Origin of the sequence: Enterobacter sp. JBIWA008, from assembly GCF_019968765.1 — a bacterium.
In the GTDB taxonomy this organism is placed as follows: Bacteria; Pseudomonadota; Gammaproteobacteria; order Enterobacterales; family Enterobacteriaceae; genus Enterobacter.
On record NZ_CP074149.1, the window covers coordinates 727,552 to 754,190 of the forward strand.

The window sequence follows — 26,639 nt, forward strand, 5'->3', positions numbered from 1 at the left end:
TTGTGCAAATAAGCGCCGTTAGTTAGCGACGCTACGTTACGTAGTGATGGCGCAGGATTCTACCAGCTTGTCTTTCGTGAATACAGCCTTTCGGCATAAAAATCGCAGTTCACGAGCAGATTTTTTCGCTGCGAAAGGTCAGCCTGATGAAATCATTACGGCTTTCTGTTTTGCGCGAACAATCGCCGGTTAACCTTAACCGCTGTACAAGGTATACTTTGGCGATTTTCACTGTTTTGAGCCAGACATGAAGCTGATACGCGGCATACATAATCTCAGCAGCGCGCCACACGGGTGCGTGCTGACCATTGGTAATTTCGACGGCGTGCATCGTGGTCATCAGGCGCTGTTGCAGGGATTGCGTAAAGAAGGGGAGGCCCGTGGCCTGCCCGTTGTAGTGATGATTTTCGAGCCGCAGCCGCTGGAGCTGTTTGCGGGCGATAAATCTCCCGCTCGCCTCACTCGCCTGCGCGAGAAATTGCGCTATCTGGCGGAGTCCGGCGTTGACTATGTATTGTGTGTACGTTTCGATCGCCGCTTTGCCGCGCTGACAGCACAAAATTTCGTCAGCGACCTGCTGGTTAAGCGTCTTGGCGTGCAGTTTCTCGCCGTGGGCGATGATTTCCGCTTTGGCGCTGGTCGTCAGGGCGATTTCTTGCTATTACAGAAGGCTGGTCTGGAGTACGGATTTGACATCACCAGCGCGATGACCTTCTGCGAAGGCGGCGTGCGCGTCAGCAGCACGGCGGTGCGTCAGGCGCTGGCTAATGATGAACTAGACACGGCGGAAACCCTGCTGGGACATCCGTTTACTATCTCTGGCCGCGTGGTCCATGGCGATGCGCTGGGCCGCACGATAGGCTTCCCGACGGCGAATATACCGCTGCGTCGTCAGGTTTCCCCGGTTAAAGGGGTTTATGCGGTGGAAGTGGCAGGACTGGGCGATAAACCGTTCTATGGCGTCGCCAACATTGGCACGCGTCCGACCGTCGCCGGTGTCCGTCAACAGCTAGAAGTGCACCTGCTGGACGTTGTAATGGACCTCTATGGTCGCCATATAGATGTGATACTGCGTAAAAAAATACGCAACGAGCAGCGATTTGGTTCGCTGGATGAACTAAAAGCGCAAATTGCGCGAGATGAATTGACGGCCCGCGAGTTTTTTGGGCTTTGAACCCGGCTTAACTGCCTACGTGATAAATACGGAACCGAGAATCTGATGAGTGACTATAAATCAACCCTGAATTTGCCGGAAACAGGGTTCCCGATGCGCGGCGATCTCGCCAAGCGCGAACCGGGAATGCTGGCGCGTTGGACCGATGATGACCTGTACGGCATCATTCGTGCAGCCAAAAAAGGCAAAAAAACCTTCATTCTGCATGATGGCCCTCCATATGCGAATGGCAGCATTCATATTGGTCACTCGGTTAACAAAATTCTGAAAGACATTATCGTGAAGTCCAAAGGCCTCACGGGATATGACTCGCCTTACGTTCCGGGCTGGGACTGCCACGGTCTACCAATCGAGCTGAAAGTCGAGCAAGAGTTTGGCAAGCCGGGTGAGAAGTTCACCGCCGCCGAGTTCCGTGCGAAGTGCCGCGAATACGCCGCTACGCAGGTTGACGGTCAGCGCGCTGACTTTATCCGTCTGGGCGTGCTGGGCGACTGGTCGCACCCGTACCTGACCATGGACTTCAAAACTGAAGCCAACATCATTCGTGCGCTGGGTAAAATCATCGGTAACGGCCACCTGCACAAAGGCGCTAAGCCGGTGCACTGGTGCGTTGACTGCCGCTCTGCGCTGGCAGAAGCGGAAGTTGAGTACTACGACAAAACCTCTCCATCTATCGACGTGGCGTTCAACGCTGTCGATCAGGATGCAGTGAAAGCTAAATTTGGTGTGTCGTCCGTGAATGGCCCGATCTCTCTGGTGATCTGGACTACCACTCCGTGGACTCTGCCAGCGAACCGTGCGATCTCCCTGTCCGGTGAGTTTGAGTACGCGCTGGTGCAGATTGACGGTCAGGCGGTTATCCTGGCGAAAGATCTGGTTGAAAGCGTGCTGAAACGCGCGAACATCACCGATTACACCGTGCTGGGCACCGTGAAAGGTGACGCGCTGGAACTAATGCGCTTCAAACACCCGTTCCTGGACTTCGACGTTCCGGCGATCCTGGGCGAACACGTGACGCTGGAAGCGGGTACCGGTGCGGTTCATACCGCCGGTGGCCACGGTCCAGACGACTACAACATCAGCCTGAAGTACGGTCTGGAAATCGCTAACCCGGTTGGACCGGACGGATCTTACCTGCCTGGCACCTATCCGGCGCTGGACGGTATCAACGTATTTAAAGCTAACGACATCATCGTCGACATGCTGCGCACCAGCGGCGCGCTGCTGCACGTTGAAAAAATGCAGCACAGCTATCCGTGCTGCTGGCGTCACAAGACCCCGATCATCTTCCGTGCGACCCCGCAGTGGTTCGTCAGCATGGATCAAAAAGGCCTGCGCGAGCAGTCTCTGAAAGAGATCAAGGGCGTGCAGTGGATCCCTGACTGGGGCCAGGCGCGTATCGAATCCATGGTGGCTAACCGTCCTGACTGGTGTATCTCCCGTCAGCGTACCTGGGGCGTGCCGATGTCTCTGTTCGTACATAAAGAGACGCAGGAGCTGCACCCGAACACCCTGGAACTGATGGAAGAAGTGGCGAAGCGCGTCGAAGTTGACGGCATTCAGGCGTGGTGGGATCTCGACGCCCACGACATCCTGGGCGCTGACGCAGATAACTACGAGAAAGTGCCGGATACCCTGGACGTGTGGTTCGACTCCGGGTCTACCCACTCCTCCGTGGTTGACGTGCGTCCGGAATTTGCCGGCCACGCTGCCGATATGTATCTGGAAGGGTCTGACCAACACCGCGGCTGGTTCATGTCATCTCTGATGATTTCTACCGCCATGAAGGGGAAAGCACCTTACCGTCAGGTACTGACTCACGGCTTCACCGTGGATGGTCAGGGCCGTAAGATGTCCAAATCTATCGGTAACACCGTTTCTCCGCAGGATGTGATGAACAAGCTGGGCGCAGATATTCTGCGTCTGTGGGTGGCCTCTACCGATTACACCGGCGAAATGGCGGTGTCTGACGAGATCCTGAAACGTGCTGCCGACAGCTATCGTCGTATCCGTAACACCGCGCGCTTCCTGCTGGCGAACCTGAACGGGTTCGATCCGGCAAAAGACATGGTGAAACCGGAAGAGATGGTGGTGCTGGATCGCTGGGCGGTAGGCTGCGCGAAAGCGGCGCAGGAAGATATCCTGAAAGCCTATGAGTCTTACGACTTCCACGAAGTGGTGCAGCGCCTGATGCGCTTCTGCTCCATCGAGATGGGCTCGTTCTACCTCGACATCATCAAAGACCGCCAGTACACCGCGAAAGCGGACAGCGTGGCGCGTCGTAGCTGTCAGACCGCGCTGTTCCACATCGCAGAAGCGCTGGTGCGCTGGATGGCGCCGATCATGTCCTTCACCGCGGATGAAATCTGGGGCTACCTGCCGGGCGACCGTGAGAAGTATGTGTTCACGGGCGAGTGGTACGAAGGTCTGTTCGATCTCTCCAGCACCGAAGCGATGAACGATGCCTTCTGGGACGAGCTGCTGAAAGTGCGTGGCGAAGTGAACAAGGTTATCGAGCAGGCGCGTGCAGACAAGAAAGTCGGCGGCTCTCTGGAAGCGGCAGTCACGCTGTACGCCGAACCGGAACTGGCTGCGAAGCTGACGGCGCTGGGCGATGAATTACGATTTGTCCTGTTGACCTCCGGTGCGAAAGTTGCGGATTATGCCGATGCTTCTGCTGATGCTCAGCAGAGCGAACTGCTCAAAGGACTGAAAGTCGCGCTGAGCAAAGCCGACGGTGAGAAATGCCCGCGTTGCTGGCATTACACTACCGATGTCGGTCAGGTGGCGGAACACGCAGACATCTGCGGACGCTGTGTAAGCAACGTCGCCGGTGACGGCGAAAAACGTAAGTTTGCCTGATGAGTAAAACTCTCTGTTCAACAGGACTGCGCTGGCTGTGGCTGGTTGTGGTGGTGCTGATTATCGATCTGGGCAGCAAGTTCCTGATCCTCCAGAATTTTGCTCTGGGGGAGACGGTTCCGCTGTTCCCATCGCTTAACCTGCACTACGCGCGTAACTACGGCGCAGCGTTTAGTTTCCTTGCCGACAGCGGTGGCTGGCAGCGCTGGTTCTTTGCGGGTATCGCTCTCGGTATCTGCGTGATCCTGGCTGTGCTGATGTACCGCTCGAAGGCCACGCAAAAGCTGAATAACATCCCCTACGCGCTGATCATTGGCGGCGCGCTGGGCAACCTGTTTGACCGCCTGTGGCACGGCTTTGTGGTCGATATGATCGACTTCTACGTCGGCGACTGGCACTTCGCGACCTTTAACCTGGCCGATACGGCAATTTGTATCGGTGCGGCGTTAATCGTGCTGGAAGGCTTCTTGCCTAAACCGGCCGCGAAAGAGCAGGCGTAACACACTCGCCCGGTGGCGTAATGCTACCGGGCAAAACAAGCGAGCAATTTGCATGTCTAAATCCGTACAGAGCAACAGCGCGGTTCTCGTTCACTTCACGCTGAAGCTGGATGACGGCTCCACGGCCGAATCCACCCGCAATAACGGCAAACCGGCCCTGTTTCGTCTTGGCGATACCTCCCTGTCTGAAGGTCTTGAGCAGCAGCTTCTGGGCCTGAAAGAGGGTGAGAAAAAAGCCTTTTCGCTGGAGCCGGATGCCGCGTTTGGCGTGCCGAGTCCCGACCTTATCCAGTATTTCTCGCGCCGCGAGTTTATGGACGCAGGTGAACCGGAGATCGGAGCGATTATGCTCTTTACCGCTATGGACGGCAGCGAAATGCCTGGCGTGATCCGCGAAATCAACGGCGACTCTATTACCGTTGACTTCAACCATCCGCTTGCCGGGCGTACCGTTCATTTTGATGTTGAAGTGCTGGAAATCGATCCTGCACTGGAGGCCTGAAATGCAGATCCTGTTGGCTAACCCGCGCGGCTTCTGCGCCGGTGTAGACCGCGCTATCAGCATTGTTGAAAACGCGCTGGAGATTTACGGCGCGCCAATTTATGTGCGTCACGAAGTGGTGCACAACCGCTACGTGGTGGACAGCCTGCGCGAGCGTGGTGCCATCTTTATCGAGCAGATTAGTGAGGTGCCGGACGGTGCGATCCTGATTTTCTCCGCGCACGGCGTCTCGCAGGCGGTACGTAACGAAGCAAAAAGCCGCGATCTGACCGTATTCGATGCCACCTGTCCGTTGGTGACAAAAGTGCATATGGAAGTGGCGCGCGCCAGCCGTCGTGGTGAAGAGTCGATTCTGATTGGCCATGCCGGTCATCCGGAAGTCGAAGGCACCATGGGCCAGTACAGCAACCCGGAAGGGGGGATGTATCTGGTCGAGTCGCCTGAAGATGTCTTTACGCTGAACGTGAAAAACGAAGCGCGTCTGTCGTTTATGACCCAGACGACGCTCTCTGTAGACGATACTTCAGACGTGATTGACGCCCTGCGTCAGCGCTTCCCGAAAATCGTCGGTCCGCGTAAGGATGATATCTGCTACGCGACCACTAACCGTCAGGAAGCTGTGCGCGCACTGGCTGAACAGGCGGATGTGGTTCTGGTGGTCGGCTCCAAAAACTCCTCTAACTCCAACCGCCTGGCCGAACTGGCGCAGCGTATGGGGAAAGCGGCTTTCCTGATTGACGACGCGACGGATATTCAGGAAGCGTGGGTCAAAAATGCGGCCTGCGTGGGCGTGACCGCAGGCGCTTCCGCGCCGGACATCCTGGTGCAGAACGTTATTGCCCGCCTGCAGGAGCTGGGCGGCGGCGAAGCGGTGCCGCTGGAAGGACGTGAAGAGAACATCGTTTTCGAAGTCCCGAAAGAACTGCGTATCGACGCCCGCGAAGTCGAATAGTTTTCTCTCTGCCTTGAAAATGCCGGTGGCGAAATCTACCGGCATTTTTGTTTCTGGTTAACTGTGATTCACCATCAAGAATGGTGCCTTCATCGGCAGGTTAATCGTTTAATCTGATAGGCTGATGTTGCTGTTCTCCTTGGGCCGGAGATGACTATGAAACCAGAAATTATTCTGCCACCTCAGGTGGCATGGGCGACTGGCGCGCTCGCCAGAGGCCCGCTTGTTCGCAAGACAACCTGCCTTGCCGACCTTCCCTGCATCTTCGCTAACCGCGAGGAGTGGAAGTGTCGCGATCCCCAACAAAGCGTATACGACGTTGAGGTCCTGGAATCCCCCATGGCTGAGGGGGCGCTCTACGTTGGCGTCACTCACCTTCATGCAGGTAAAGTTGGTGATGAGTTCTTTATGACACGCGGTCATTTTCATGAGCGCCGTGAACAGGGGGAAGTCTATTTTGGCCTGCGTGGCAGCGGCTTACTGTTGTTGCAAACGGAGGCGGGCGTTGCGCGAGTTGAGCAGGTAGTAACAGGGTCGGTACACATTATTCCTCCTTTTACGGCGCACCGTTTGATCAACACCGGTAATGAGACGCTCTCCTCGCTGGCCGTCTGGTCAAGCGTCGCGGGGCACGACTACGCGGCGCTGGCAGAGGGTTTCGCTCTGCGAGTCTTTGCCACCGGGCAAGGTTTCGAGGTGCGTCATGTCTGACTATGGCCTTGATATGACCATTACCCATCAGCCGCTGGGTTTTAGCTATGGTGATGATGTCACCGGGCCGATGCCGGAAATCCGCACTCTGGATCAGATCCGCCCGTCACTGCGCGATCCTGACTGTCAGGGGCCGGATCAGGTGTACGCTATCGCCATGGATGTCGCGCGACTGATGGATAGACCGGAGCTGGAAAAACGGATGTTGCTCTTTGGTGTGGTTACCTACGCCGCAGGTACGCTCGGCGATGAGCCAATTCGCAGCCAGGGGCATGTCCACCGCATCAGCCAGCATAGCGGATGGTCACCACCAGAGCTTTATGAGATCTGGCAAGGTAAAGCGATTATTTACATGCAGGAGTACGTCGAGGACGATCCCGGACGCTGTTTTGCCGTTTTAGCGGGGCCAGGATAAAAGGTGCTGGTGCCTCCGGGTTGGGGTCATGCGACCATTTCGGCCTCGCCCGATACTCCGCTGACTTTTGGTGCCTGGTGCGATCGTGAGTACGGCTTTGAATATGACGCGGTTCGCGCGCACAAGGGGCTGGCCTGGTATCCGCTGGTTCAGGGAAAAAACATTATCTGGCAGCATAATAGCCACTATATGGCAGGGAGGTTACAGATGATCACACCGCGTCGTTACAGTGAGTTTGGTATTACGGATGCGCCTATTTATCAGCAGTTTATTGACGATCCGGCTCGGTTCCAGTTTATCTCGCGCCCGGACAGAACGGCAGAGCTGTGGCACCATTTCCATCCATAGCAAAAGCCGGGGCAGAGCCCCGGCTTTTTTATCCTGCAAACACCCCGGATGCCACGCCAAGCGCGGCGAGTACCAGCAGTAAAACCATGGCTTTGACTGGCGACACGCCGCGTTTTGCCATCAGGTACCAGGTACCTAGCACCACTATCAGTGGAAGCAGTTGCGGGAAAATACCGTCCAGCATCTGCTGCACGTGAATGTTAACGCCGTCGCGCGTGATGAACTCCAGCCCGGTACCGAGCTTCACATAGCTGGCCGCCACGCCGCCCATGACGAATACGCCCAGCAGGGAGAGCGCTTCCCGTAGCCGGGTGGATTTGCTGCTGACCAGCATCTCCACAGAGCCTGATCCCATCTGGTAGCCTTTAAGAAACAGGAACCATGAGCCCGGAATAATAATGGCCAGCCAGGCAACGGTATAAAACAGCGGGCCAAGTATGTTCCCGCCTGCCGCCAGCGCCATCCCGATGCTGAGGAGGATGGGGATTAGCATTCCGGGGATCATCGAATCGCCGATCCCTGCTATCGGCCCCATCAGGCCCACCTTCAGAGTGTTGATGGTTTCACCATCAATCGGCTCGCCGTTGGCTTTCTTCTCTTCCAGACCCAGCGCCATACCGTTAACAATCGCGCCAATTTGCGGCTCCGTGTTGTAGAACGACGCGTGGCGACGCAGCATCTCGGTGCGTTGTGCTGCATCGGGATAGAGTTTTTTTGCCACCGGCAGCATGCTCAGGCAGAAGCCGAAGGATTCCAGCCGTTCAAAGCTCATTGAAGAGAGGTTGTGCATCATCCACGCCCGCCAGCAGCGGCGCAGATCTTTGCGGGTCAGTTTACGTTCTTCCATCAGAATTCATCCTCGTCGTCAGGGACAGGTGCTGAAGCCACGGCCTGCGGCGTCTCAGGTTTGTAGTTATAATGAATCAGCGCCAGCAGGGCGCCCACGATCACCAGCGCAACCATATTGAGTTTCAGGAAAACGATGCAGACGAAGCCCACCAGAAAATAGATGATCATGGTGTAGCTTTTGATGATCTGCTTAAGCAGGATGGCAATACCGACGGCAGGCAAAATACCGCCCAGCACGTTCATGGTCGAGAGCACGATCTGCGGCAGGCTGTCCATAAAGCTGCTAATGTATTGCGCGCCAAAAAAGACGGCGATAAACGTGGGGACAAAGCGCAGCACAAAATTCATCACCTGCGGCCATATGGCGCTGTTGAGGTAGATTCCTCGCTCATCGCCATTTTCCAGCGCGACATCCGCCCGATGATTCCAGAACGAATTGAGCACCATCATCGCATTGAAGAGAATGGTTCCGGCGATACCGATAGTTGCTGCCAGTGCGACGGCAACCTCAGGTCCTTTGCCGGAAAGGATCCCCAGCGCAATGGCCGGATAAGCCACAAAGTTTAAATCTGCGGGCATCGAGCCACCGGGGGTCACCATCGCGATATACACCGCCTGCACCGCTACGCCAATCATAATCCCGGTTTTGATATCGCCCAGGATCAGGCCAACCAACATCCCGGAAATAAGCGGTCGGGAGATGAGATACCAACCGCCAGTCAACCCTAAAAGCCACGGACTGCTGAGTGCACCCAGATAACACAGGAGGCCAATTAAAGACGCTTCGATAAACATGGTCCGCTCCTTATTTCAGCTTTTGTCTGGCGTCATGCCAGGTATAAAAACTGGCATCGGGAACCAGGCGGAATTCAATCGCGTGTCCCTGGACAGTTAGCCACTCGAAAGCCGCCGCTTCATCTTTCGTGACCGATTGATTCGGGCCGATGGTGATCGTGTTAGCGCGAGCGCTCATCGGCCCCACGTTGATTTTCCCGTTGCTGTTTTTCAGGCTAATGCCTGCCTGTTCAATGCGCTGCAGCGTAAGCGGCGATTTGCCTATCACAAAATACCGCTTCTCGCTGGCAATCACTTTGGGCAGTTTTTCAATCGCCGTTGCGGTATCGAACAGCCACACTTTGGTGTCAGAGACGGCGCCTTTCATGACCGACGACAGCAGTGGATCGGCCGCAACGGCATCATCAATGGCAACGATGCCGTCACAGGGCAGCTCTTTGGCCCAGCGTGTGATGAGCTGCCCATGGATCACGCGATCGTCGATGCGAACAAAAGAAATACTCATATGCAGCTCCTTAAAAATCGTCTGTCGGTTCAGAATCTATCTGTTTCGCCTGTACCAGCGTCGGCAGAGTGAGTTGGATTATTTGCGCGGCAGCATGATGAACATCGCGTGCCATCATCACCTCGTCGGTTTGCAGCAGCATCGGGAAGTTGACCCCCGCGACCACGGCGACAGGCGGCTGCGTACGCGGATTAAACGCGGCCTCGCAGGCCACGTTCCACGGCGTGCCGCTTTGCATATCGCATAGCACCAGCACGCCATCAGCATTTATGCTTGCTGCTTCCAGCGTGGCGCAAAAGTCACGGCGGAAGCCCTCTATCCCTGCCTGTTCGGTCAGACAAACGGCATGCACGCCGGGCAGCTCGCCATAAACCATCCGGCCGCTCTCCAGCAGAGCGCTGGCAAGTGGGCCGTGGGTGGCGACAATAAAATGAATCATCGTTAACTCCTTACCCAGGCTTTGATAGTCGCCAGTGGTCGGCTGGAGGAATGGGCGGGCGGAGAAATGCGATATTCACCGACGCTTGCCGGAATGATGAAGGTTTCGGCGTAATGGACGGTAAAAGGCGCAAACGCTCCGGTTGGGCTATCGACAATGGCTTCGTCTCCCTCCACGAGATTCAGCACATTCACACCGCCACCGGTGTGATGCAACACGGGTTCGCTAAACCAGTGACGACGGGTTTCGATAAATTCTCGCTCGTGCAGCCCCGTTCGTTCTTCGCGCCAGTAATTTCCTTCTGCGATAGGTTCAAACTGATTCACCAGATGCTGATGCACCCACTGCGTGTCGCGCTGCCAGTCGATCACCTTTTCACCGTGATCCAGGTGTACCGGGCGCGGCTGACCGTCCAGCCCAAGGCGGCCCCAGTCCCATAGTTTGAAGGTGAAGATATACGGCGTAGCGCTGATCTCCAGTACCATAGTCCCCGCGCCGGAGCAGTGCACTGTGCCTGCAGGGATCAGGAAATGGTCGTGTTTTTTGGCCGGGATTTGATTAACGAAACGGGCATCATCAAACGGTTTTTCACCGCGCCCCGCACGCCTGAGATCGTCCATCATGTCCTTAGCATCTATACCGGTTTTGGTGCCCAGATAAACAACGGCATCCGGCCTGGCGTCCAGGATGTAATAGCTCTCATCCTGCGTGTAATGCATCCCGAACTGCTGCTGGATGTACTCGGTAACGGGGTGGACCTGGAAGCTCAGGTTTTGGCCACCAATGGTATCGAGAAAGTCAAAGCGAATCGGGAACTCCGCGCCGAAACGTGCGTGAACTTTCTCACCCAGCAGAGCGCGAGGCTCAAGCAGAACCAGATCCTGAGAGGGGATCTCGATCCGCACTGCGCCAAAACGCAGTAACAGGCTGTTTTCCTCGGGCACACAGTCAAAACACCATGCGTAATTGGGTGCAGAGGGATCGAGATCGAATTGTTGTTTCATCCACTGGCCGCCCCAGATTCCGGGGTCGAAAAAGGGGACTACGCGGAAAGGCTGCGAGGTCGTTTGTTCAAGCCCGGCACGCAGGGCCTCGCCGCTGGCCATCGCGGGCTGGTTTGCCCGGGTTGTATCCAGTAAAAAATCGGCGCGTTTGAGAAGTGGCGTTTTGTGACGATCGAAGACTCGCCATTCGATAAAAAAGGCGCGTTTGTAGCGACGAAGTATATCTTCATGCTGATTCTCTACGCCCCAGTTCCCCATCTCACCGCTGCGCATACGCTGCTGGATCTCCCATCGCGGAAGATCGGCATACACCAGCACATCACCCGGATGGACGAGCGCCGCACCGGGGCCATAAATCACAATCAGCCCTTCAGAGCACTGGCTCACCTGAGCCTGCAATGTTTCCAGACGAGTGGGATCGAAAAACTCAACGAGCTGGTGGCAGGAGAGTACGCCAAAGACGCGATCGTCGGTGAGGTTGCGTGCCAGCATTTCATGAATGGCGCGCTCATCCCGTCGCGCTTGTTCGACATTGATTGTGAGTGTCGGACGCAATTGCTGCAGCAAAACGTTCTCAAGTTCGGTCATGCGCACGCCTGGATAGCAATCAATCACCAGTACGGTGCGGCTGCACTGTCGGATTTTTGCATCAAGGCTGCTGATAATCGGCTCCCAACCTTGCCAGGCGCTGTCGTCATAACCCTGAATCGCCACCGTGGGGAATTTGTCGTAAGTGGTCATTGTATCCTCCGTATTCTTTATTTAAGGTTATTCGATTAACCGAATTTGAGAAGAGTGGTTAACGCGATTAACCCGCCATAAATACGAATGTAATCCTGATTGGTAGCCGTAATGTGAAGAGACTCACAGGGAAAAATGCAAAAAATAGGTTATTCGATTAATCTATAGTGGTGACTAAGGAGACAACATGACGGGAATTACTCTGGCCGATGTCGCGAAACGCGCCGGCGTGTCAACGGCGACGGTCTCTATGGTGCTTTGCAACAAAGGCCGTATTTCGCAAAGCACGCGTGAACGCGTGCTCAGGGCGCTGGACGAGTCGGGCTATGTCTACAACCAGACGGCGGCCAATTTGCGCAACCGCAGCAGTAACCAGGTGGGGTTGCTGTTGCATGACATCACCAACCCTTTCTACGGCGAGATGACCGCCGGCTTAAGCCATGAGATGGAGCGCCATGAGCTGATGCTGTTTTTGGCAAATAGCGAAGAATCCGCCGAGCGACAGCAAAAGTTTGTTGATTCGCTGATGCGTAACAACGTGGGTGGCATGGTGCTCTGTGCCGCCCGCGAAACGCCACAATCTTTTTTTGATAGCCTGAAGCGACGCAATATTCCGGCGATTATGGTAGTACGACCGCTTAGCGATCCGGGGTTCGATTTTGTTGGAACAGATAACTTTCTTGGCACCCAAATGGCGACCGAACATCTTTTAAAAATGGGACACCGGCAGATCGCATTTATCGGCGGTAGCCAGAATTCGGGGTCACGGGCGCAGCGTATTGGCGGATTTACCAGTAAACTTCTGGAATACGGTATTACGCCGAATGCGGCCTGGATTGTGACTTCACAGGCCAGCCAAAGCGACGGTGCGCGGGTGGCAGAGAGTTTGCTGACCGATAATCCGGAAATCACCGCCGCGATTTGTTATCAGGATATTGTGGCCCTCGGGGTTATGCAGTGTTTACGCAAATTGAACCGGGAACCCGGACGTGATTTTGCCCTGGTGGGATTCGATGACATCACCGAAGCGGCGCTGGTTCAGCCTGCACTAACGACGGTATCTGTCGCCGCGAAAGAGATTGGGCGCAAGGCAGGAGAGTTGCTGTATAGCCGCATGCAAGGAAATGATGAACCGGCAAAACGGATTATCCTTCCCCCCGCCCTCGTAGTGCGGGAATCCTGCGGTTTTCGCTGATCGTTATGCTTTTTACTGATATTTCTTCCTGTTTATCATTAAATTCTAATTATTGGTGTTTTCAGTGGCAGCCACCGCGAAGGCTGGTTAATCTGAAAACGGTTTACATCATTTTAACGTAAGAGAATAACTATGCATGATGCACAGATCCGTGTCGCGATTGCGGGCGCGGGTGGACGTATGGGCCGTCAGCTGATTCAGGCGGCACTACAGATGGATGGCGTCGCGCTTGGCGCGGCCCTGGAGCGAGAAGGTTCTTCACTTCTGGGGACCGATGCCGGTGAGCTGGCGGGCGCAGGCCACACGGGCGTTACCGTGCAAAGCAGCCTGGAGGCGGTAAAAGAGGACTTCGATGTATTCATCGATTTTACCCGTCCGGAAGGGACGCTCACGCACCTTGCGTTTTGTCGCCAGCACGGCAAGGGGATGGTGATCGGCACCACCGGTTTTGACGATGCGGGTAAGCAGGCTATCCAGGATGCATCAAAAGATATTGCGATTGTCTTCGCCGCAAACTTCAGCGTGGGCGTTAACGTCATGCTGAAGCTGCTGGAGAAGGCCGCGAAGGTGATGGGCAACTATACCGATATCGAGATCGTAGAAGCTCACCACCGCTACAAAGTTGATGCGCCATCAGGTACGGCGCTGGCGATGGGCGAAGCGATTGCTCATGCACTTGATAAAGATTTAAAAGACTGCGCGGTTTACACCCGCGAAGGTTACACCGGCGAACGCGTGCCGGGCACCATTGGTTTTGCAACCGTGCGGGCGGGTGACATCGTCGGCGAACACACGGCGATGTTCGCCGATATTGGTGAGCGCGTCGAAATTACGCATAAAGCCTCCAGCCGTATGACGTTCGCCAACGGTGCGGTACGTTCCGCTTTGTGGCTAAAAAGCAAGAAAGATGGCCTTTTTGATATGCGAGATGTGCTGGATCTCAACAATTTGTAAGCATTATTACCCATCGTGATGTGGTTATTGCAGTCGTAATCTATTGATTGCATAGGGCAATATTTTATTGCCCTTTTATTTTTCCTGTTTCATCGTGAATTTTACTTTAAATCCATGAATATCTATATATTCTTGCGTTTTTACGTTACTGAAATGTAAATTTTGACCATTTGGTCCACTTTTTTATGCTCAATCGCGTATTTTTTTATTAAACCAGGCGCGCAAGCGTTTTCTGCAGTGATTTACCTGATCTTTTTGTCGCTTAAGCGGCATTCCTCTCACCAGGCCTGCAAAAGACTAAACAAAATATCCGTTTTAAGTTGACTTTTACCCACCAAATCCCCAGAATGCCGCCGTTTGCCAAAAATCCGCTGGCAACACATTTGCATTGATTCGTGACATGGTTATGAATTAATATGCAAATAAAGTGAGTGAATATTCTCTGGAGGGTGTTTTGATTAAGTCAGCGCTATTGGTTCTGGAAGACGGAACCCAGTTTATCGGTCGGGCCATAGGGGCAACGGGTTCGGCGGTTGGGGAAGTCGTTTTCAATACTTCAATGACCGGTTATCAAGAAATCCTCACTGATCCTTCCTATTCTCGCCAAATCGTTACTCTTACTTATCCTCATATCGGCAATGTCGGCACCAATTCGGCTGACGAAGAATCTTCTCAGGTACATGCGCAAGGCCTGGTCATCCGCGACCTGCCGCTGATTGCCAGCAACTTCCGCAATACCGAAGACCTATCTTCTTACCTGAAGCGCCATAACATCGTGGCGATTGCCGATATTGATACCCGTAAGTTAACGCGTTTGCTGCGCGAGAAGGGTGCCCAGAACGGCTGCATCATCGCAGGTGATAACCTCGATGCGACGCTGGCGCTGGAAAAAGCGAAAGCCTTCCCGGGCCTGAACGGCATGGACCTGGCGAAAGAAGTGACTACCGCGGAAGCCTACAGCTGGACGCAGGGTAGCTGGACGCTGGAAGGCGACCTGCCGGAAGCGAAAAAAGAGAGCGAGCTGCCGTTCCACGTGGTGGCCTACGATTTCGGCGCCAAGCGCAACATCCTGCGCATGCTGGTTGACCGCGGCTGCCGCCTGACGGTGGTACCGGCACAAACGTCCGCCGAAGACGTGCTGAAGATGAATCCGGACGGTATTTTCCTGTCTAACGGTCCTGGCGACCCGGCACCGTGCGATTACGCCATCGCTGCCATCAAGTCCTTCCTGGAAACCGACATTCCGGTATTCGGCATCTGCCTCGGCCATCAGCTGCTGGCGCTGGCGAGCGGTGCGAACACCGTTAAGATGAAGTTCGGCCACCACGGTGGTAACCACCCGGTGAAAGACATCGATAACAACACGGTGATGATCACCGCGCAGAACCACGGCTTTGCCGTCGATGAAGCCTCGATGCCGGCTAACCTGCGCGTGACCCATAAGTCGCTGTTCGATGGCACCCTGCAGGGGATTCATCGCACCGATAAGCCAGCGTTCAGCTTCCAGGGCCACCCGGAAGCCAGCCCGGGCCCACACGACGCCGCGCCGCTGTTCGATCACTTCATCGAACTTATCGAGCAATACCGTAAGACCGCTAAATAATCAGGAGCCGAGAAGACAATGCCAAAACGTACAGACATAAAAAGCATCCTGATCCTTGGCGCTGGCCCGATCGTGATCGGGCAGGCCTGCGAATTCGACTACTCCGGCGCGCAGGCGTGTAAAGCCCTGCGTGAAGAGGGTTACCGCGTAATCCTGGTCAACTCCAACCCGGCGACCATCATGACCGACCCGGAAATGGCTGATGCAACCTACATCGAGCCGATTCACTGGGAAGTGGTGCGTAAAATCATCGAGAAAGAGCGTCCGGACGCGGTGCTGCCAACCATGGGCGGCCAGACGGCGCTGAACTGTGCGCTGGAGCTGGAGCGTCAGGGCGTGCTGGAAGAGTTCGGCGTGACCATGATTGGTGCAACCGCCGACGCGATTGATAAAGCAGAAGACCGTCGCCGCTTCGACGTGGCGATGAAGAAAATCGGCCTCGACACTGCGCGTTCTGGTATCGCGCACAATATGGAAGAAGCGCTGGCCGTCGCGGCTGACGTGGGCTATCCGTGCATCATCCGTCCATCGTTCACCATGGGCGGCACCGGCGGCGGTATCGCCTACAACCGCGAAGAGTTCGAAGAGATTTGCGAACGCGGTCTGGATCTCTCCCCAACCAAAGAGCTGCTGATTGATGAATCGCTGATTGGCTGGAAAGAGTACGAGATGGAAGTGGTGCGTGATAAAAACGACAACTGCATCATCGTCTGCTCCATCGAAAACTTCGATGCGATGGGTATCCACACCGGCGACTCCATCACCGTTGCCCCGGCTCAGACCCTGACCGACAAAGAGTATCAAATCATGCGTAACGCCTCGATGGCGGTACTGCGTGAAATCGGCGTGGAAACCGGTGGTTCAAACGTGCAATTCTCGGTGAACCCGAAAACCGGTCGTCTGATTGTTATCGAGATGAACCCGCGCGTGTCCCGTTCCTCTGCGCTGGCCTCTAAAGCGACCGGCTTCCCGATTGCAAAAGTGGCGGCGAAACTGGCGGTAGGTTACACCCTCGACGAGCTGATGAACGACATCACCGGTGGCCGCACGCCTGCGTCCTTCGAGCCGTCCATCGACTACGTTGTCACCAAAATCCCACGCTTCAACTTCGAGAAATTCGCGGGTGCGAACGACCGTCTGACCACCCAGATGAAATCGGTTGGTGAAGTGATGGCGATTGGCCGCACGCAGCAGGAATCCCTCCAGAAAGCGCTGCGCGGCCTCGAAGTGGGCGCGACCGGCTTCGACCCGAAAGTGAGCCTGGACGACCCGGAAGCGCTGACCAAAATCCGCCGCGAGCTGAAAGACGCGGGTGCGGAGCGTATCTGGTACATCGCCGATGCCTTCCGTGCCGGCCTTTCCGTCGACGGCGTGTTCAACCTGACCAACATCGACCGCTGGTTCCTGGTGCAGATTGAAGAGCTGGTGCGTCTTGAAGAACAGGTCGCAGAGCTGGGCATCACCGGCCTGGACGCTGATTTCCTGCGCGTGCTGAAGCGTAAAGGCTTCGCCGATGCGCGTCTGGCTAAGCTGGCGGGCGTGCGTGAAGCGGAAATCCGCAAGCTGCGCGACCAGTACGACCTGCACCCGGTCTACAAGCGCGTGGACACCTGTGCGGCTGAATTCTCGACCGACACCGCCTACATGTACTCCACCTATGAAGACGAGTGCGAAGCGAACCCGTCCGTCGACCGCGACAAGATTATGGTGCTGGGCGGCGGTCCAAACCGTATCGGCCAGGGCATCGAGTTCGACTACTGCTGCGTGCACGCCTCGCTGGCGCTGCGTGAAGACGGTTACGAGACCATCATGGTCAACTGTAACCCGGAAACCGTATCGACCGACTACGACACCTCTGACCGCCTCTACTTCGAGCCGGTTACCCTGGAAGACGTGCTGGAAATCGTGCGCATCGAGAAGCCAAAAGGCGTCATCGTGCAGTACGGCGGTCAGACCCCGCTGAAGCTGGCGCGCGCGCTGGAAGCGGCAGGCGTGCCGGTTATCGGCACCAGCCCGGATGCGATTGACCGTGCGGAAGACCGCGAGCGTTTCCAGCAGGCGGTTGACCGTCTGAAGCTGAAGCAGCCTGCAAACGCCACCGTCACCGCCATCGAAATGGCCGTTGAGAAGGCGAAAGAGATTGGCTACCCGCTGGTGGTGCGTCCTTCCTACGTGCTGGGCGGCCGCGCGATGGAAATCGTTTATGACGAAGCCGACCTGCGCCGCTACTTCCAGACTGCGGTGAGCGTGTCGAACGATGCGCCAGTGCTGCTCGACCGCTTCCTCGACGACGCGGTTGAAGTAGACGTTGACGCCATCTGCGACGGCGAAATGGTGCTGATTGGCGGCATCATGGAGCACATCGAGCAGGCAGGCGTGCACTCCGGCGACTCCGCCTGTTCTCTGCCAGCGTACACCCTGAGCCAGGAGATTCAGGACGTGATGCGCCAGCAGGTGCAGAAGCTGGCCTTCGAATTGCAGGTTCGCGGTCTGATGAACGTCCAGTTCGCGGTGAAAGACAACGAAGTCTACCTGATTGAAGTCAACCCACGTGCGGCACGTACTGTACCGTTCGTCTCCAAAGCCACCGGCGTACCGCTGGCGAAAGTGGCGGCGCGCGTGATGGCGGGCCAGACGCTGGCGCAGCAGGGCGTGACCAAAGAGATCATTCCACCGTACTACTCGGTGAAAGAAGTGGTGCTGCCGTTCAACAAATTCCCGGGCGTTGACCCGCTGTTAGGGCCAGAAATGCGCTCTACCGGGGAAGTGATGGGCGTGGGCCGTACCTTCGCAGAAGCGTTCGCGAAGGCGCAGCTGGGCAGTAGCTCCACCATGAGAAAATCAGGCCGTGCGCTGCTCTCCGTTCGCGAAGGCGACAAAGAGCGCGTGGTTGACCTGGCCGCCAAGCTGCTGAAGCAGGGCTTCGAGCTGGATGCAACCCACGGTACCGCGATTGTGCTGGGCGAAGCCGGCATCAACCCGCGTCTGGTGAACAAGGTGCATGAAGGTCGTCCGCACATTCAGGACCGTATCAAGAATGGCGAATACACCTACATCATCAACACCACCGCAGGCCGCCAGGCGATTGAAGACTCTAAGCTGATTCGCCGCAGCGCGCTGCAGTACAAGGTGCACTACGACACCACCCTGAACGGCGGTTTCGCGACGGCCATGGCGCTGAACGCGGATGCCACCGAGAAGGTGATTTCGGTTCAGGAAATGCACGCGCAGATTAGCAAGTAAGTAAAAATGCCCGGTGCCGTTCGGCTGCCGGGCACTCTCCCCATCTTCAGAACCTTCTGGTTTTTCATCCGCTTTCAGTCAGTTAGCCTAAAATGGTTAGGTCGATAACGAAATTCAACTGAGAGCAGGGGAAAACACCATGCAAAATAAATTACTGATCGCTTCCGTTCTGGCTGCTACGGCAATGTTTACCGTTGCGGGCTGTTCGTCTAATCAGGCCGTAAAAACCACCGATGGCAAAACCATTGTCACCGACGGCAAGCCGCAGGTGGATGACGATACCGGTCTGGTGTCGTACAAAAATGCCGAAACTGGTCAAACCGAGCAGATCAACCGTGACCAGGTGAAATCCATGGGCGAGCTGGATAACTAATTCAGAATTGTGACGTAAGCCCGTCAATAATATTCACTATTAGCCTGTTGAATTACTGACTACACTCTTTTGTTAAAAGAAAGCAGTAACAACAGGCTAATCAATGATTCTGATAATTTATGCCCATCCTTATCCGCAGCACTCGCATGCGAATAAGCGGATGCTTGAGCAGGTAAGGACGCTTGATAACGTAGAGATACGTTCCCTCTATCAACTCTATCCCGATTTTAATATCGATATCGCCGCCGAACAGGAGGCGCTTTCTCGTGCCGATCTGATTATCTGGCAGCATCCGATGCAGTGGTACAGCACGCCCCCGCTCCTGAAGCTGTGGATTGATAAAGTCTTCTCCCACGGCTGGGCGTACGGCCACAACGGCAATGCGCTTAAAGGGAAAAGCCTGATGTGGGCGGTTACCACCGGCGGTGGGGAAAGCCATTTTGATATCGGTTCCTTCCCGGGTTTTGACGTCCTGGCGCAGCCGCTGCAGGCGACGGCGCTCTATTGCGGTCTGAACTGGCTCCCGCCGTTTGCGATGCACTGCACGTTTGTTTGCGACGATGAAACGCTGCAGGCGCAGGCTCGCCATTATAAACAACGCTTGCTTGAGTGGCAGGAGGCGCACCATGGATAGCCATACGCTGATACAGGCGCTGATTTACCTCGGTGCGGCGGCGCTGATTGTGCCCGTGGCGGTACGCCTGGGGCTGGGCTCGGTTCTTGGCTACCTGATTGCGGGCTGCGTCATTGGGCCGTGGGGCTTTCGACTGGTCACGGATGCCGAGGCGATTCTCCATTTTGCTGAAATTGGCGTGGTGCTGATGCTGTTTGTGATTGGCCTGGAGCTCGACCCGCAGCGGCTGTGGAAGCTTCGCGCCTCGGTATTTGGCGGTGGGGCGCTGCAGATGGTGGCCTGCGGCCTGCTGCTGGGCGGGTTCTGCATCCTGTTGGGCATGGACTGGAAAGTGGCGGAGCTCATCGGCATGACGCTGGCGCTCTCCTCGACGGCGATTGCCATGCAGGCGATGAACGAGCGAAATCTGACGGTTTCTCAGATGGGACGCAGCGCGTTCTCGGTTCTGCTGTTCCAGGACATTGCCGCTATCCCGCTGGTGGCGATGATCCCGCTGCTGGCGGCCAGCGGTTCCTCTACCACGCTGGGTGCTTTCGCGCTGTCGGCGCTGAAGGTGGCGGGTGCCCTGGCGCTGGTGGTGCTGCTGGGCCGCTACGTGACACGACCGCTGCTGCGGTTTGTCGCCCGTTCAGGCCTGCGCGAAGTATTCAGCGCCGTGGCGCTGTTCCTGGTGTTTGGCTTCGGCCTGCTGCTGGAGGAGGCCGGGCTGTCGATGGCAATGGGGGCGTTCCTCGCAGGCGTTCTGCTGGCGAGCTCTGAATACCGTCACGCGCTGGAAAGCGATATCGAGCCGTTCAAAGGGTTGCTGCTGGGGCTGTTTTTTATCGGCGTTGGGATGTCCGTCGACTTCGGCACGCTGGTGACGCACCCGCTGCGGATCGTCATCCTGCTCGTCGGCTTCCTGGTCATTAAAATGGTGATGCTGTGGCTGATTGCGCGTCCATTGAACGTGCCGGGCAGGCAGCGCCGCTGGTTTGCCGTGCTGCTGGGGCAGGGGAGTGAATTTGCGTTCGTGGTCTTTGGCGCCGCGCAGATGGCAAACGTGCTCGATCCCGAGTGGGCGAAAGCGCTGACGCTGGCGGTCGCACTGTCGATGGCGGCGACGCCTGTGCTGCTGGTGGTGCTGACGCGCCTGGAAAAATCGGACAGCGAGCAGGAGCGCGAAGCCGATGAGATTGACGAGGAGCAGCCGCGCGTCATCATTGCCGGATTTGGCCGCTACGGGCAGATCGTGGGCCGTCTGTTGCTGTCCAGCGGGGTGAAAATGGTTATCCTCGATCACGATCCCGACCATGTCGACACCCTGCGTAAATTTGATATGAAGGTGTTCTACGGGGATGCGACTCGCGTCGATCTGCTGGAATCCGCCGGGGCGGCAAAAGCCGAGGTGTTGATTAACGCCATTGACGATCCGGAAACCAGCATGCAGATGGTGGAGCTGGTAAAAGAACATTTCCCGGCGCTGACCATTATTTCCCGCGCCCGCGATGTGGATCACTACATCCGCCTGCGACAGGCGGGCGTAGACGCGCCGGAGCGTGAAACGTTCGAAGGTGCGCTCAAGTCTGGCCGCGTGGCGCTGGAAAACCTGGGGCTCGGCGCGTATGAAGCACGTGAGCGTGCAGACCTGTTCCGCCGCTTTAATACCGAGATGGTCGAAGAGATGGCGGCGATGGCCGGCAGTACGGCCACCGAGCGTGCGGCGGTGTTTAAACGCACCAGCGCGATGCTGACGGAAATCATTAACGAGGATCGAAACCACCTGTCGCTGATCCAGCGTCATGGCTGGCAGGGCACGGAAGAGGGCAAGCATACCGGCGATCCGTCTGACGAGCCCGAGAGTAAACCTTCCGCGTGAAGTGGGGTTGCCAGCAATATTAAAAAATTTCTTTATCTTTACCCTGCCGCCAGTCGACGAAAGATTAAGCTTTCCGTATAGTGGCGGCAATTTTTTGCATCCGGGAAATTTTCAATGATCAGTCTGATTGCAGCGCTGGCGGTGGACCGCGTTATCGGTATGGAAAATGCCATGCCGTGGAACCTGCCTGCCGATCTCGCATGGTTTAAACGTACTACGTTAAACAAGCCGGTAGTGATGGGCCGCCTGACCTGGGAGTCGATTGGTCGTCCATTGCCGGGCCGTAAGAATATCGTTATCAGCAGCCAGCCGGGCACTGACGATCGCGTCGAATGGGTAAAATCAGTAGACGAGGCGATTGCAGCATGCGGCAATGCCGAAGAGATCATGGTGATTGGCGGTGGGCGCGTATATGAGCAGTTCCTGCCAAAAGCGCAGAAGCTGTATCTGACCCACATTGATGCAGAAGTGGAAGGGGATACCCATTTCCCGGACTACGATCCGGACGAGTGGGAATCGGTATTCAGCGAGTTCCACGACGCGGATGCACAGAACTCCCACAGCTACTGCTTCGAGATTCTGGAACGTCGTTAAGTGATTTTCCCTCTCCCGGCCGGGAGAGGGAATAGCGTATCAGGAGGCAACGGCCTCACTTTCCCCCAAGTCCAGCTGTCGGTTGGACGGCTGCACAAAGTAAGCTTTATCTTCCCAGCGTAAGCAGGTTAAGTCTCCGCCCCAGCAGCATCCGGTATCCAGACCATAGATCCCTTCCGGTGTTCCTTTTCCTTCCAGTGCAGCCCAGTGACCAAATACCACGCTGTACTCGCTTGTCACCGGCCCCGGAATGGCAAACCACGGTTTCAGCGGTGCGGGCGCGCTTTCCGGCGTCTCTTTGGAATACATGTCCAGCTGTCCGTTCGGGAAGCAGAAACGCATGCGGGTGAACGCGTTGGTGATAAAGCGCAGGCGGGCCAGACCGCTGAGTTCCTCGCTCCAGTGGTTCGGCATATCGCCGTACATGGCATCGAGGAAGAAAGGATACGAGTCGCTCGCCAGCACCGCCTCAACGTCACGCGCGCAGGTTTTCGCCGTCTCAAGATCCCATTGTGGCGTGATTCCGGCATGCGCCATGACCAGCTTTTTCTCTTCGTCGATCTGCAGCAGGGGCTGACGGCGCAGCCAGTTAATCAGATCGTCCGCATCCGGCGCATCCAGCAGTGGGGTAAGACGATCTTTAGGTTTGTTGCGGCTGATCCCGGCGAAAACCGCCAGCAGATGCAGATCGTGATTGCCCAGCACCATGCGCACGCTGTCGCCCAGCGATTTGACGAAACGTAATACTTCAAGGGAGCCGGGGCCACGCGCGACTAAATCGCCCGTCAGCCAGAGTGTGTCCTGTCCTGGCGTAAAGTCGACCTGTTTTAATAATGCGATCAGTTCATCGTAGCAACCGTGAACGTCGCCAATCAGATATGTAGACATTAGATTAATGAATGAGTGTTGTAACGGCGAGACGGAACACAGGAATGGCAACGCGGAAACTATTGCCATCGACATCGACCATTTCATAATGGCCTTGCATGGTACCCATCGGCGTTTCAATTACCGCGCCGCTGGTGTACTGGTACTCTTCGCCAGGGGCGATATGGGGCTGCTCACCGACCACACCTTCGCCCTGAACTTCGATTTCGCGGCCATTGCCGTTAGTGATAAGCCAGTAACGCCCGCGCAGCTGCACGGGCATCCGCCCCAGATTACGAATGGTCACGGTGTAAGCGAAAACAAAACGTTCTTCGTCCGGGGAGGACTGTGATTCAACATAGACGCTTTGTACATGGACACATACGCGGGGCGAATCAATCATGGCTTAACTCTCCTTCGGCGGCGCATTATCGCTGATGTAATTAGCCAGCTTGCAGTACTGCTCTACGGAAATATTCTCCGCACGCATTGCCGGGTCGATCCCCAGCTCGGCTAACACCTCAACGGTAAACGAATTGCTCAGGCTGTTACGGATCGTTTTACGGCGCTGGTTAAAGGCTTCTGTAGTAATGCGGCTCAGTACGCGCAGATCTTTAACCGGATACGGTTTCGTCTTGTGCGGCACAAGGCGCACAACCGCTGAATCCACTTTCGGTGGTGGTGTGAACGCTGACGGCGGTACTTCGAGTACCGGGATCACGTTGCAGTAATACTGTGCCATCACGCTTAAACGACCATACGCTTTACTGTTCGGGCCTGCAACCAGACGGTTAACAACCTCTTTTTGCAACATGAAGTGCATGTCGGCAATGGCATCAGTATAGCTAAAGAGGTGGAACATGAGCGGTGTGGAGATGTTGTACGGCAGGTTGCCGAAGACGCGCAGCGGCTGGCCCATTTTTTCCGACAGTTCGCCAAAGTTCATGGTCATGGCGTCCTGCTGATAGATGGTCAGCTTCGGCCCGAGGAACGGGTGCGTTTGCAGGCGTGCGGCCAGATCGCGGTCCAGTTCGATGACGGTCAGCTCGTCAAGGCGTTCGCCTACTGGCTCGGTCAGCGCGGCAAGGCCCGGGCCGATTTCAACCATCGCCTGACCTTTTTGCGGATTAATAGCCGAGACAATACTTTCGATCACGAACTGATCGTTAAGGAAGTTTTGCCCGAAACGTTTACGGGCTAAGTGGCCCTGATGGACTCGATTAGTCATTGAGTATTAACAATCATTTTGATGGCGAGATTAAGCGCCGTAATAAAACTGCCGACATCCGCTTTCCCCTGGCCTGCCAGATCCAGCGCAGTACCGTGGTCAACGGACGTTCGAATAAAGGGTAAACCGAGGGTAATATTCACCCCGCGGCCAAAGCCCTGGTATTTTAGCACGGGCAGGCCCTGATCGTGGTACATCGCGAGCACGGCATCGGCATTATCCAGGTATTTCGGCTGGAAAAGGGTATCTGCAGGCAGCGGCCCGCTGAGATTCATCCCCTTCGCCCGCATTTCGTTGAGCACCGGAATAATGGTGTCGATCTCTTCGGTTCCCATGTGCCCGCCTTCGCCGGCGTGCGGATTGAGGCCACAAACCAGCACGTGCGGCTGCAGGATCCCAAATTTTGTCTGCAGATCGTGGTGCAAAATCCCGATGATCTCACGCAGGAGTTCAGGGGTGATCGCATCAGGAATGGCTTTGATCGGCAGATGGGTTGTCACCAGCGCAACGCGCATCTCCTCCGTCGCCAGCATCATCACCACTTTCGGGCTGTGCGAGCGTTCTTCGAAGAACTCCGTATGCCCGGTAAAGGGTATACCCGCTTCGTTGATAACGCCTTTGTGGACGGGGCCGGTGATCAGGGCGGCAAATTCGCCCTTCAGACAACCGTCGCAGGCGCGCGCCAGAGTTTCAACGACATAGTGGCCGTTTTCCGTGCTGAGCTGGCCCGGAATAACCGCTGTACGAAGGGGAACTGAAAGAAGGGTGAGCGTACCGGCTTGCTGCGGTGCAGGCTGTTGGCCTTCAACGTAAGGGATGAGCGTTAAAGGCAGACCGAGCAGCGTTGCCCGGTCCTGTAACAGTGTTGCATCCGCGCAGACAACCAGTTCAACCGGCCAGCTGCGCTGGGCGAGCTGGACAACGAGGTCAGGCCCAATCCCGGCGGGTTCGCCGGGCGTGATAACAACACGATGCTGTTTCATTAGTTGCTCAGAACTTTCACATAAGCGCTGGCGCGTTGTTCCTGCATCCAGGTTGCTGCTTCTTCAGAGAACTTACGGTTAAACAGCATACGGTAGGCTCTGTCTTTCTGTGCCGCATCCGTTTTATCAACGTTACGGGTGTCCATCAGCTCGATCAGATGCCAGCCAAATGAAGAGTGGACCGGCGCGCTGATCTGACCTTTGTTCAGCTTCATCAACGCATCGCGGAACGCAGGATCGTAAATATCCGCAGCCGCCCAGCCCAGATCGCCGCCCTGGTTAGCAGAGCCTGGATCCTGAGAGAACTCTTTTGCTGCCTTCGCAAACGAGGTTTTACCGCTCTTAATGTCAGCAGCGATCTGTTCCAGCTTCGCACGCGCCTGATCGTCAGTCATGATCGGTGACGGTTTCAGAAGAATATGGCGAGCGTGAACTTCGGTGACGGAGATATTTTGACTCTGGCCGCGCAGATCGTTCACCTTCAGAATGTGGAAGCCCACGCCTGAACGGATAGGACCAACGATATCCCCTTTCTTCGCCGTGCTCAGCGCCTGAGCAAAGATGGAAGGCAGCTCCTGAATACGTCCCCAGCCCATCTGGCCGCCTTTCAGCGCCTGTTGGTCAGCGGAGTAGGTGATTGCCAGCTTGCCAAAGTCACCGCCGTTACGCGCCTGTTCAACAATAGAACGCGCCTGGCTTTCTGCTTCCGCAGCCTGATCGGACGTTGGGTTCTCTGGCAGTGGGATCAGAATGTGGCTCAGGTTCAGCTCTGTGCTCGCATCGTTCTGGTTACCCACCTGTTTTGCCAGCGCGTCCACTTCCTGAGGCAGGATTGTAACGCGGCGACGCACTTCGTTGTTACGCACTTCCGAAATCAGCATCTCTTTACGGATCTGGTTACGGTAGGTGGCGTAGCTGATGCCGTCATAGGCCAGACGGCTGCGCATCTGGTCTAAAGACATATTGTTCTGCTTCGCGATATTAGCGATCGCCTGATCGAGCTGCTCGTCAGTGACCTTCACACCCATTTTCTGCCCCATCTGCAGAACGATCTGATCCATGATCAGACGCTCCAGAATCTGGTGGCGCAGCGTGGCGTCATCCGGAAGCTGTTGACCGGCTTCGCCCGAATTGAGCTTCACCGATTTCATCAGACCATCAACGTCACTTTCAAGCACGACGCCGTTGTTAACCACAGCAGCGACTTTATCAACAACCTGGGGGGCCGCGAAGCTGGTATTCGCAACCATAGCGACACCGAGCAGCAGCGTTTTCCAGTTCTTCATACTTTTTCCATTTCAATTAACCGC

At 56.0% G+C, this 26,639-nt stretch carries 24 protein-coding genes and 2 pseudogenes; 16 read left to right on the forward strand and 10 right to left on the reverse strand.

The annotated features are described in order from the left end of the window. Positions 1 to 33 precede the first annotated feature (33 nt). From KGP24_RS03510 to KGP24_RS03545, 8 genes and pseudogenes are all read left to right on the forward strand, one after another. Positions 34 to 240: pseudogene (locus KGP24_RS03510) on the forward strand (DUF2575 domain-containing protein); the annotation flags it as partial. 7 nt (positions 241 to 247) lie between these two features. Further along, a complete protein-coding gene (ribF, locus tag KGP24_RS03515; protein ID WP_223562384.1) occupies positions 248 to 1,174 on the forward strand; it encodes a bifunctional riboflavin kinase/FAD synthetase in 927 nt (308 codons plus the stop codon). Between the two features lie 45 nt (positions 1,175 to 1,219). Continuing rightward, entirely contained in the window at positions 1,220 to 4,036 is a 2,817-nt protein-coding gene (gene ileS, locus KGP24_RS03520; protein ID WP_223562385.1) for an isoleucine--tRNA ligase, read from the forward strand. Further along, positions 4,036 to 4,536: a signal peptidase II gene (gene lspA / locus KGP24_RS03525; RefSeq protein ID WP_223562386.1), complete on the forward strand. Its 501-nt coding sequence runs from the start codon at positions 4,036 to 4,038 to the stop codon at positions 4,534 to 4,536. Before ileS ends, lspA begins: the two co-directional genes overlap by 1 nt. A gap of 52 nt (positions 4,537 to 4,588) precedes the next feature. After that, positions 4,589 to 5,038, forward strand: coding sequence for an FKBP-type peptidyl-prolyl cis-trans isomerase (gene fkpB / locus KGP24_RS03530; RefSeq protein WP_003856450.1), 450 nt, complete (start codon positions 4,589 to 4,591; stop codon positions 5,036 to 5,038). A 1-nt stretch (position 5,039) separates the two neighbouring features. After that, entirely contained in the window at positions 5,040 to 5,990 is a 951-nt protein-coding gene (gene ispH / locus KGP24_RS03535) for a 4-hydroxy-3-methylbut-2-enyl diphosphate reductase (protein ID WP_022647010.1), read from the forward strand. 156 nt (positions 5,991 to 6,146) lie between these two features. After that, the gene (locus tag KGP24_RS03540) at positions 6,147 to 6,701 is read left to right on the forward strand and encodes a glucose-6-phosphate isomerase family protein (protein ID WP_223562387.1); all 555 of its coding nucleotides are present in this window, start codon (positions 6,147 to 6,149) and stop codon (positions 6,699 to 6,701) included. Continuing rightward, positions 6,694 to 7,464 (forward strand): annotated as a pseudogene (locus KGP24_RS03545) (glucose-6-phosphate isomerase family protein). The gene KGP24_RS03540 and the pseudogene KGP24_RS03545 overlap by 8 nt, the downstream one beginning before the upstream one ends. 28 nt (positions 7,465 to 7,492) lie before the next feature. On the opposite strand, the gene KGP24_RS03550 reads toward KGP24_RS03545, so the two are convergent. The 5 genes from KGP24_RS03550 to KGP24_RS03570 are packed head-to-tail and all read right to left on the reverse strand — an operon-like array spanning position 7,493 to position 11,797. Beyond that, a complete protein-coding gene (locus tag KGP24_RS03550; protein WP_223562388.1) occupies positions 7,493 to 8,311 on the reverse strand; it encodes a PTS system mannose/fructose/sorbose family transporter subunit IID in 819 nt (272 codons plus the stop codon). Beyond that, positions 8,311 to 9,108, reverse strand: coding sequence for a PTS sugar transporter subunit IIC (locus KGP24_RS03555; RefSeq protein WP_223562389.1), 798 nt, complete (start codon positions 9,106 to 9,108; stop codon positions 8,311 to 8,313). The genes KGP24_RS03550 and KGP24_RS03555 overlap by 1 nt, the downstream gene beginning before the upstream one ends. 10 nt (positions 9,109 to 9,118) lie before the next feature. Continuing rightward, the gene (locus tag KGP24_RS03560) at positions 9,119 to 9,613 is read right to left on the reverse strand and encodes a PTS sugar transporter subunit IIB (RefSeq protein ID WP_223562390.1); all 495 of its coding nucleotides are present in this window, start codon (positions 9,611 to 9,613) and stop codon (positions 9,119 to 9,121) included. A gap of 10 nt (positions 9,614 to 9,623) precedes the next feature. Then, on the reverse strand, positions 9,624 to 10,052 hold the full coding sequence (locus tag KGP24_RS03565) for a PTS sugar transporter subunit IIA (protein WP_223562391.1): 429 nt from the start codon (positions 10,050 to 10,052) through the stop codon (positions 9,624 to 9,626). Positions 10,053 to 10,054: 2 nt separating this feature from the next. After that, a complete protein-coding gene (locus KGP24_RS03570) occupies positions 10,055 to 11,797 on the reverse strand; it encodes a class I mannose-6-phosphate isomerase (RefSeq protein WP_223562392.1) in 1,743 nt (580 codons plus the stop codon). Between the two features lie 187 nt (positions 11,798 to 11,984). Here KGP24_RS03570 and KGP24_RS03575 point away from each other — a divergent pair, with 187 nt between their 5' ends. The 8 genes from KGP24_RS03575 (at position 11,985) to folA (ending at position 22,251) form a co-directional block, all read left to right on the forward strand. Beyond that, positions 11,985 to 12,992: a LacI family DNA-binding transcriptional regulator gene (locus KGP24_RS03575; RefSeq protein WP_223562393.1), complete on the forward strand. Its 1,008-nt coding sequence runs from the start codon at positions 11,985 to 11,987 to the stop codon at positions 12,990 to 12,992. 132 nt (positions 12,993 to 13,124) lie between these two features. Continuing rightward, positions 13,125 to 13,946 (forward strand): 4-hydroxy-tetrahydrodipicolinate reductase, encoded by an 822-nt coding sequence (gene dapB, locus KGP24_RS03580; RefSeq protein ID WP_223562394.1) that lies wholly within the window; start codon positions 13,125 to 13,127, stop codon positions 13,944 to 13,946. A gap of 454 nt (positions 13,947 to 14,400) precedes the next feature. Then, positions 14,401 to 15,549 (forward strand): glutamine-hydrolyzing carbamoyl-phosphate synthase small subunit, encoded by a 1,149-nt coding sequence (gene carA, locus KGP24_RS03585; RefSeq protein WP_223562395.1) that lies wholly within the window; start codon positions 14,401 to 14,403, stop codon positions 15,547 to 15,549. Between the two features lie 18 nt (positions 15,550 to 15,567). After that, entirely contained in the window at positions 15,568 to 18,792 is a 3,225-nt protein-coding gene (carB, locus tag KGP24_RS03590; RefSeq protein WP_023310356.1) for a carbamoyl-phosphate synthase large subunit, read from the forward strand. A 139-nt stretch (positions 18,793 to 18,931) separates the two neighbouring features. Then, positions 18,932 to 19,165, forward strand: a complete 234-nt coding sequence (locus KGP24_RS03595; RefSeq protein ID WP_003856439.1) for a YgdI/YgdR family lipoprotein — start codon at positions 18,932 to 18,934, stop codon at positions 19,163 to 19,165. Between the two features lie 103 nt (positions 19,166 to 19,268). Beyond that, positions 19,269 to 19,799, forward strand: coding sequence for a glutathione-regulated potassium-efflux system oxidoreductase KefF (gene kefF / locus KGP24_RS03600; RefSeq protein WP_024907429.1), 531 nt, complete (start codon positions 19,269 to 19,271; stop codon positions 19,797 to 19,799). Then, the gene (kefC, locus tag KGP24_RS03605) at positions 19,792 to 21,657 is read left to right on the forward strand and encodes a glutathione-regulated potassium-efflux system protein KefC (RefSeq protein ID WP_223562396.1); all 1,866 of its coding nucleotides are present in this window, start codon (positions 19,792 to 19,794) and stop codon (positions 21,655 to 21,657) included. Before kefF ends, kefC begins: the two co-directional genes overlap by 8 nt. Positions 21,658 to 21,771: 114 nt before the next feature. Then, positions 21,772 to 22,251 carry a type 3 dihydrofolate reductase gene (folA, locus tag KGP24_RS03610; protein ID WP_008502023.1) on the forward strand — a complete coding sequence of 160 codons (480 nt, stop codon included), beginning with the start codon at positions 21,772 to 21,774 and terminating at the stop codon, positions 22,249 to 22,251. A gap of 39 nt (positions 22,252 to 22,290) precedes the next feature. Here folA and apaH read toward each other — a convergent pair whose 3' ends face one another. Genes apaH through surA form a run of 5 tightly spaced genes read right to left on the reverse strand, consistent with a single transcriptional unit; the run spans position 22,291 to position 26,615 of the window. Beyond that, positions 22,291 to 23,139, reverse strand: coding sequence for a bis(5'-nucleosyl)-tetraphosphatase (symmetrical) ApaH (gene apaH / locus KGP24_RS03615; protein ID WP_223562397.1), 849 nt, complete (start codon positions 23,137 to 23,139; stop codon positions 22,291 to 22,293). A gap of 4 nt (positions 23,140 to 23,143) precedes the next feature. Beyond that, a complete protein-coding gene (gene apaG, locus KGP24_RS03620; protein ID WP_047346321.1) occupies positions 23,144 to 23,521 on the reverse strand; it encodes a Co2+/Mg2+ efflux protein ApaG in 378 nt (125 codons plus the stop codon). A 3-nt stretch (positions 23,522 to 23,524) separates the two neighbouring features. Continuing rightward, complete coding sequence (gene rsmA, locus KGP24_RS03625) at positions 23,525 to 24,346, reverse strand: 16S rRNA (adenine(1518)-N(6)/adenine(1519)-N(6))-dimethyltransferase RsmA (protein WP_023310362.1); 822 nt, start codon at positions 24,344 to 24,346, stop codon at positions 23,525 to 23,527. Next, positions 24,343 to 25,329, reverse strand: coding sequence for a 4-hydroxythreonine-4-phosphate dehydrogenase PdxA (gene pdxA / locus KGP24_RS03630; RefSeq protein WP_223562398.1), 987 nt, complete (start codon positions 25,327 to 25,329; stop codon positions 24,343 to 24,345). Before pdxA ends, rsmA begins: the two co-directional genes overlap by 4 nt. After that, positions 25,329 to 26,615 carry a peptidylprolyl isomerase SurA gene (gene surA / locus KGP24_RS03635; protein WP_045907775.1) on the reverse strand — a complete coding sequence of 429 codons (1,287 nt, stop codon included), beginning with the start codon at positions 26,613 to 26,615 and terminating at the stop codon, positions 25,329 to 25,331. The genes pdxA and surA overlap by 1 nt, the downstream gene beginning before the upstream one ends. Positions 26,616 to 26,639 lie beyond the last annotated feature (24 nt).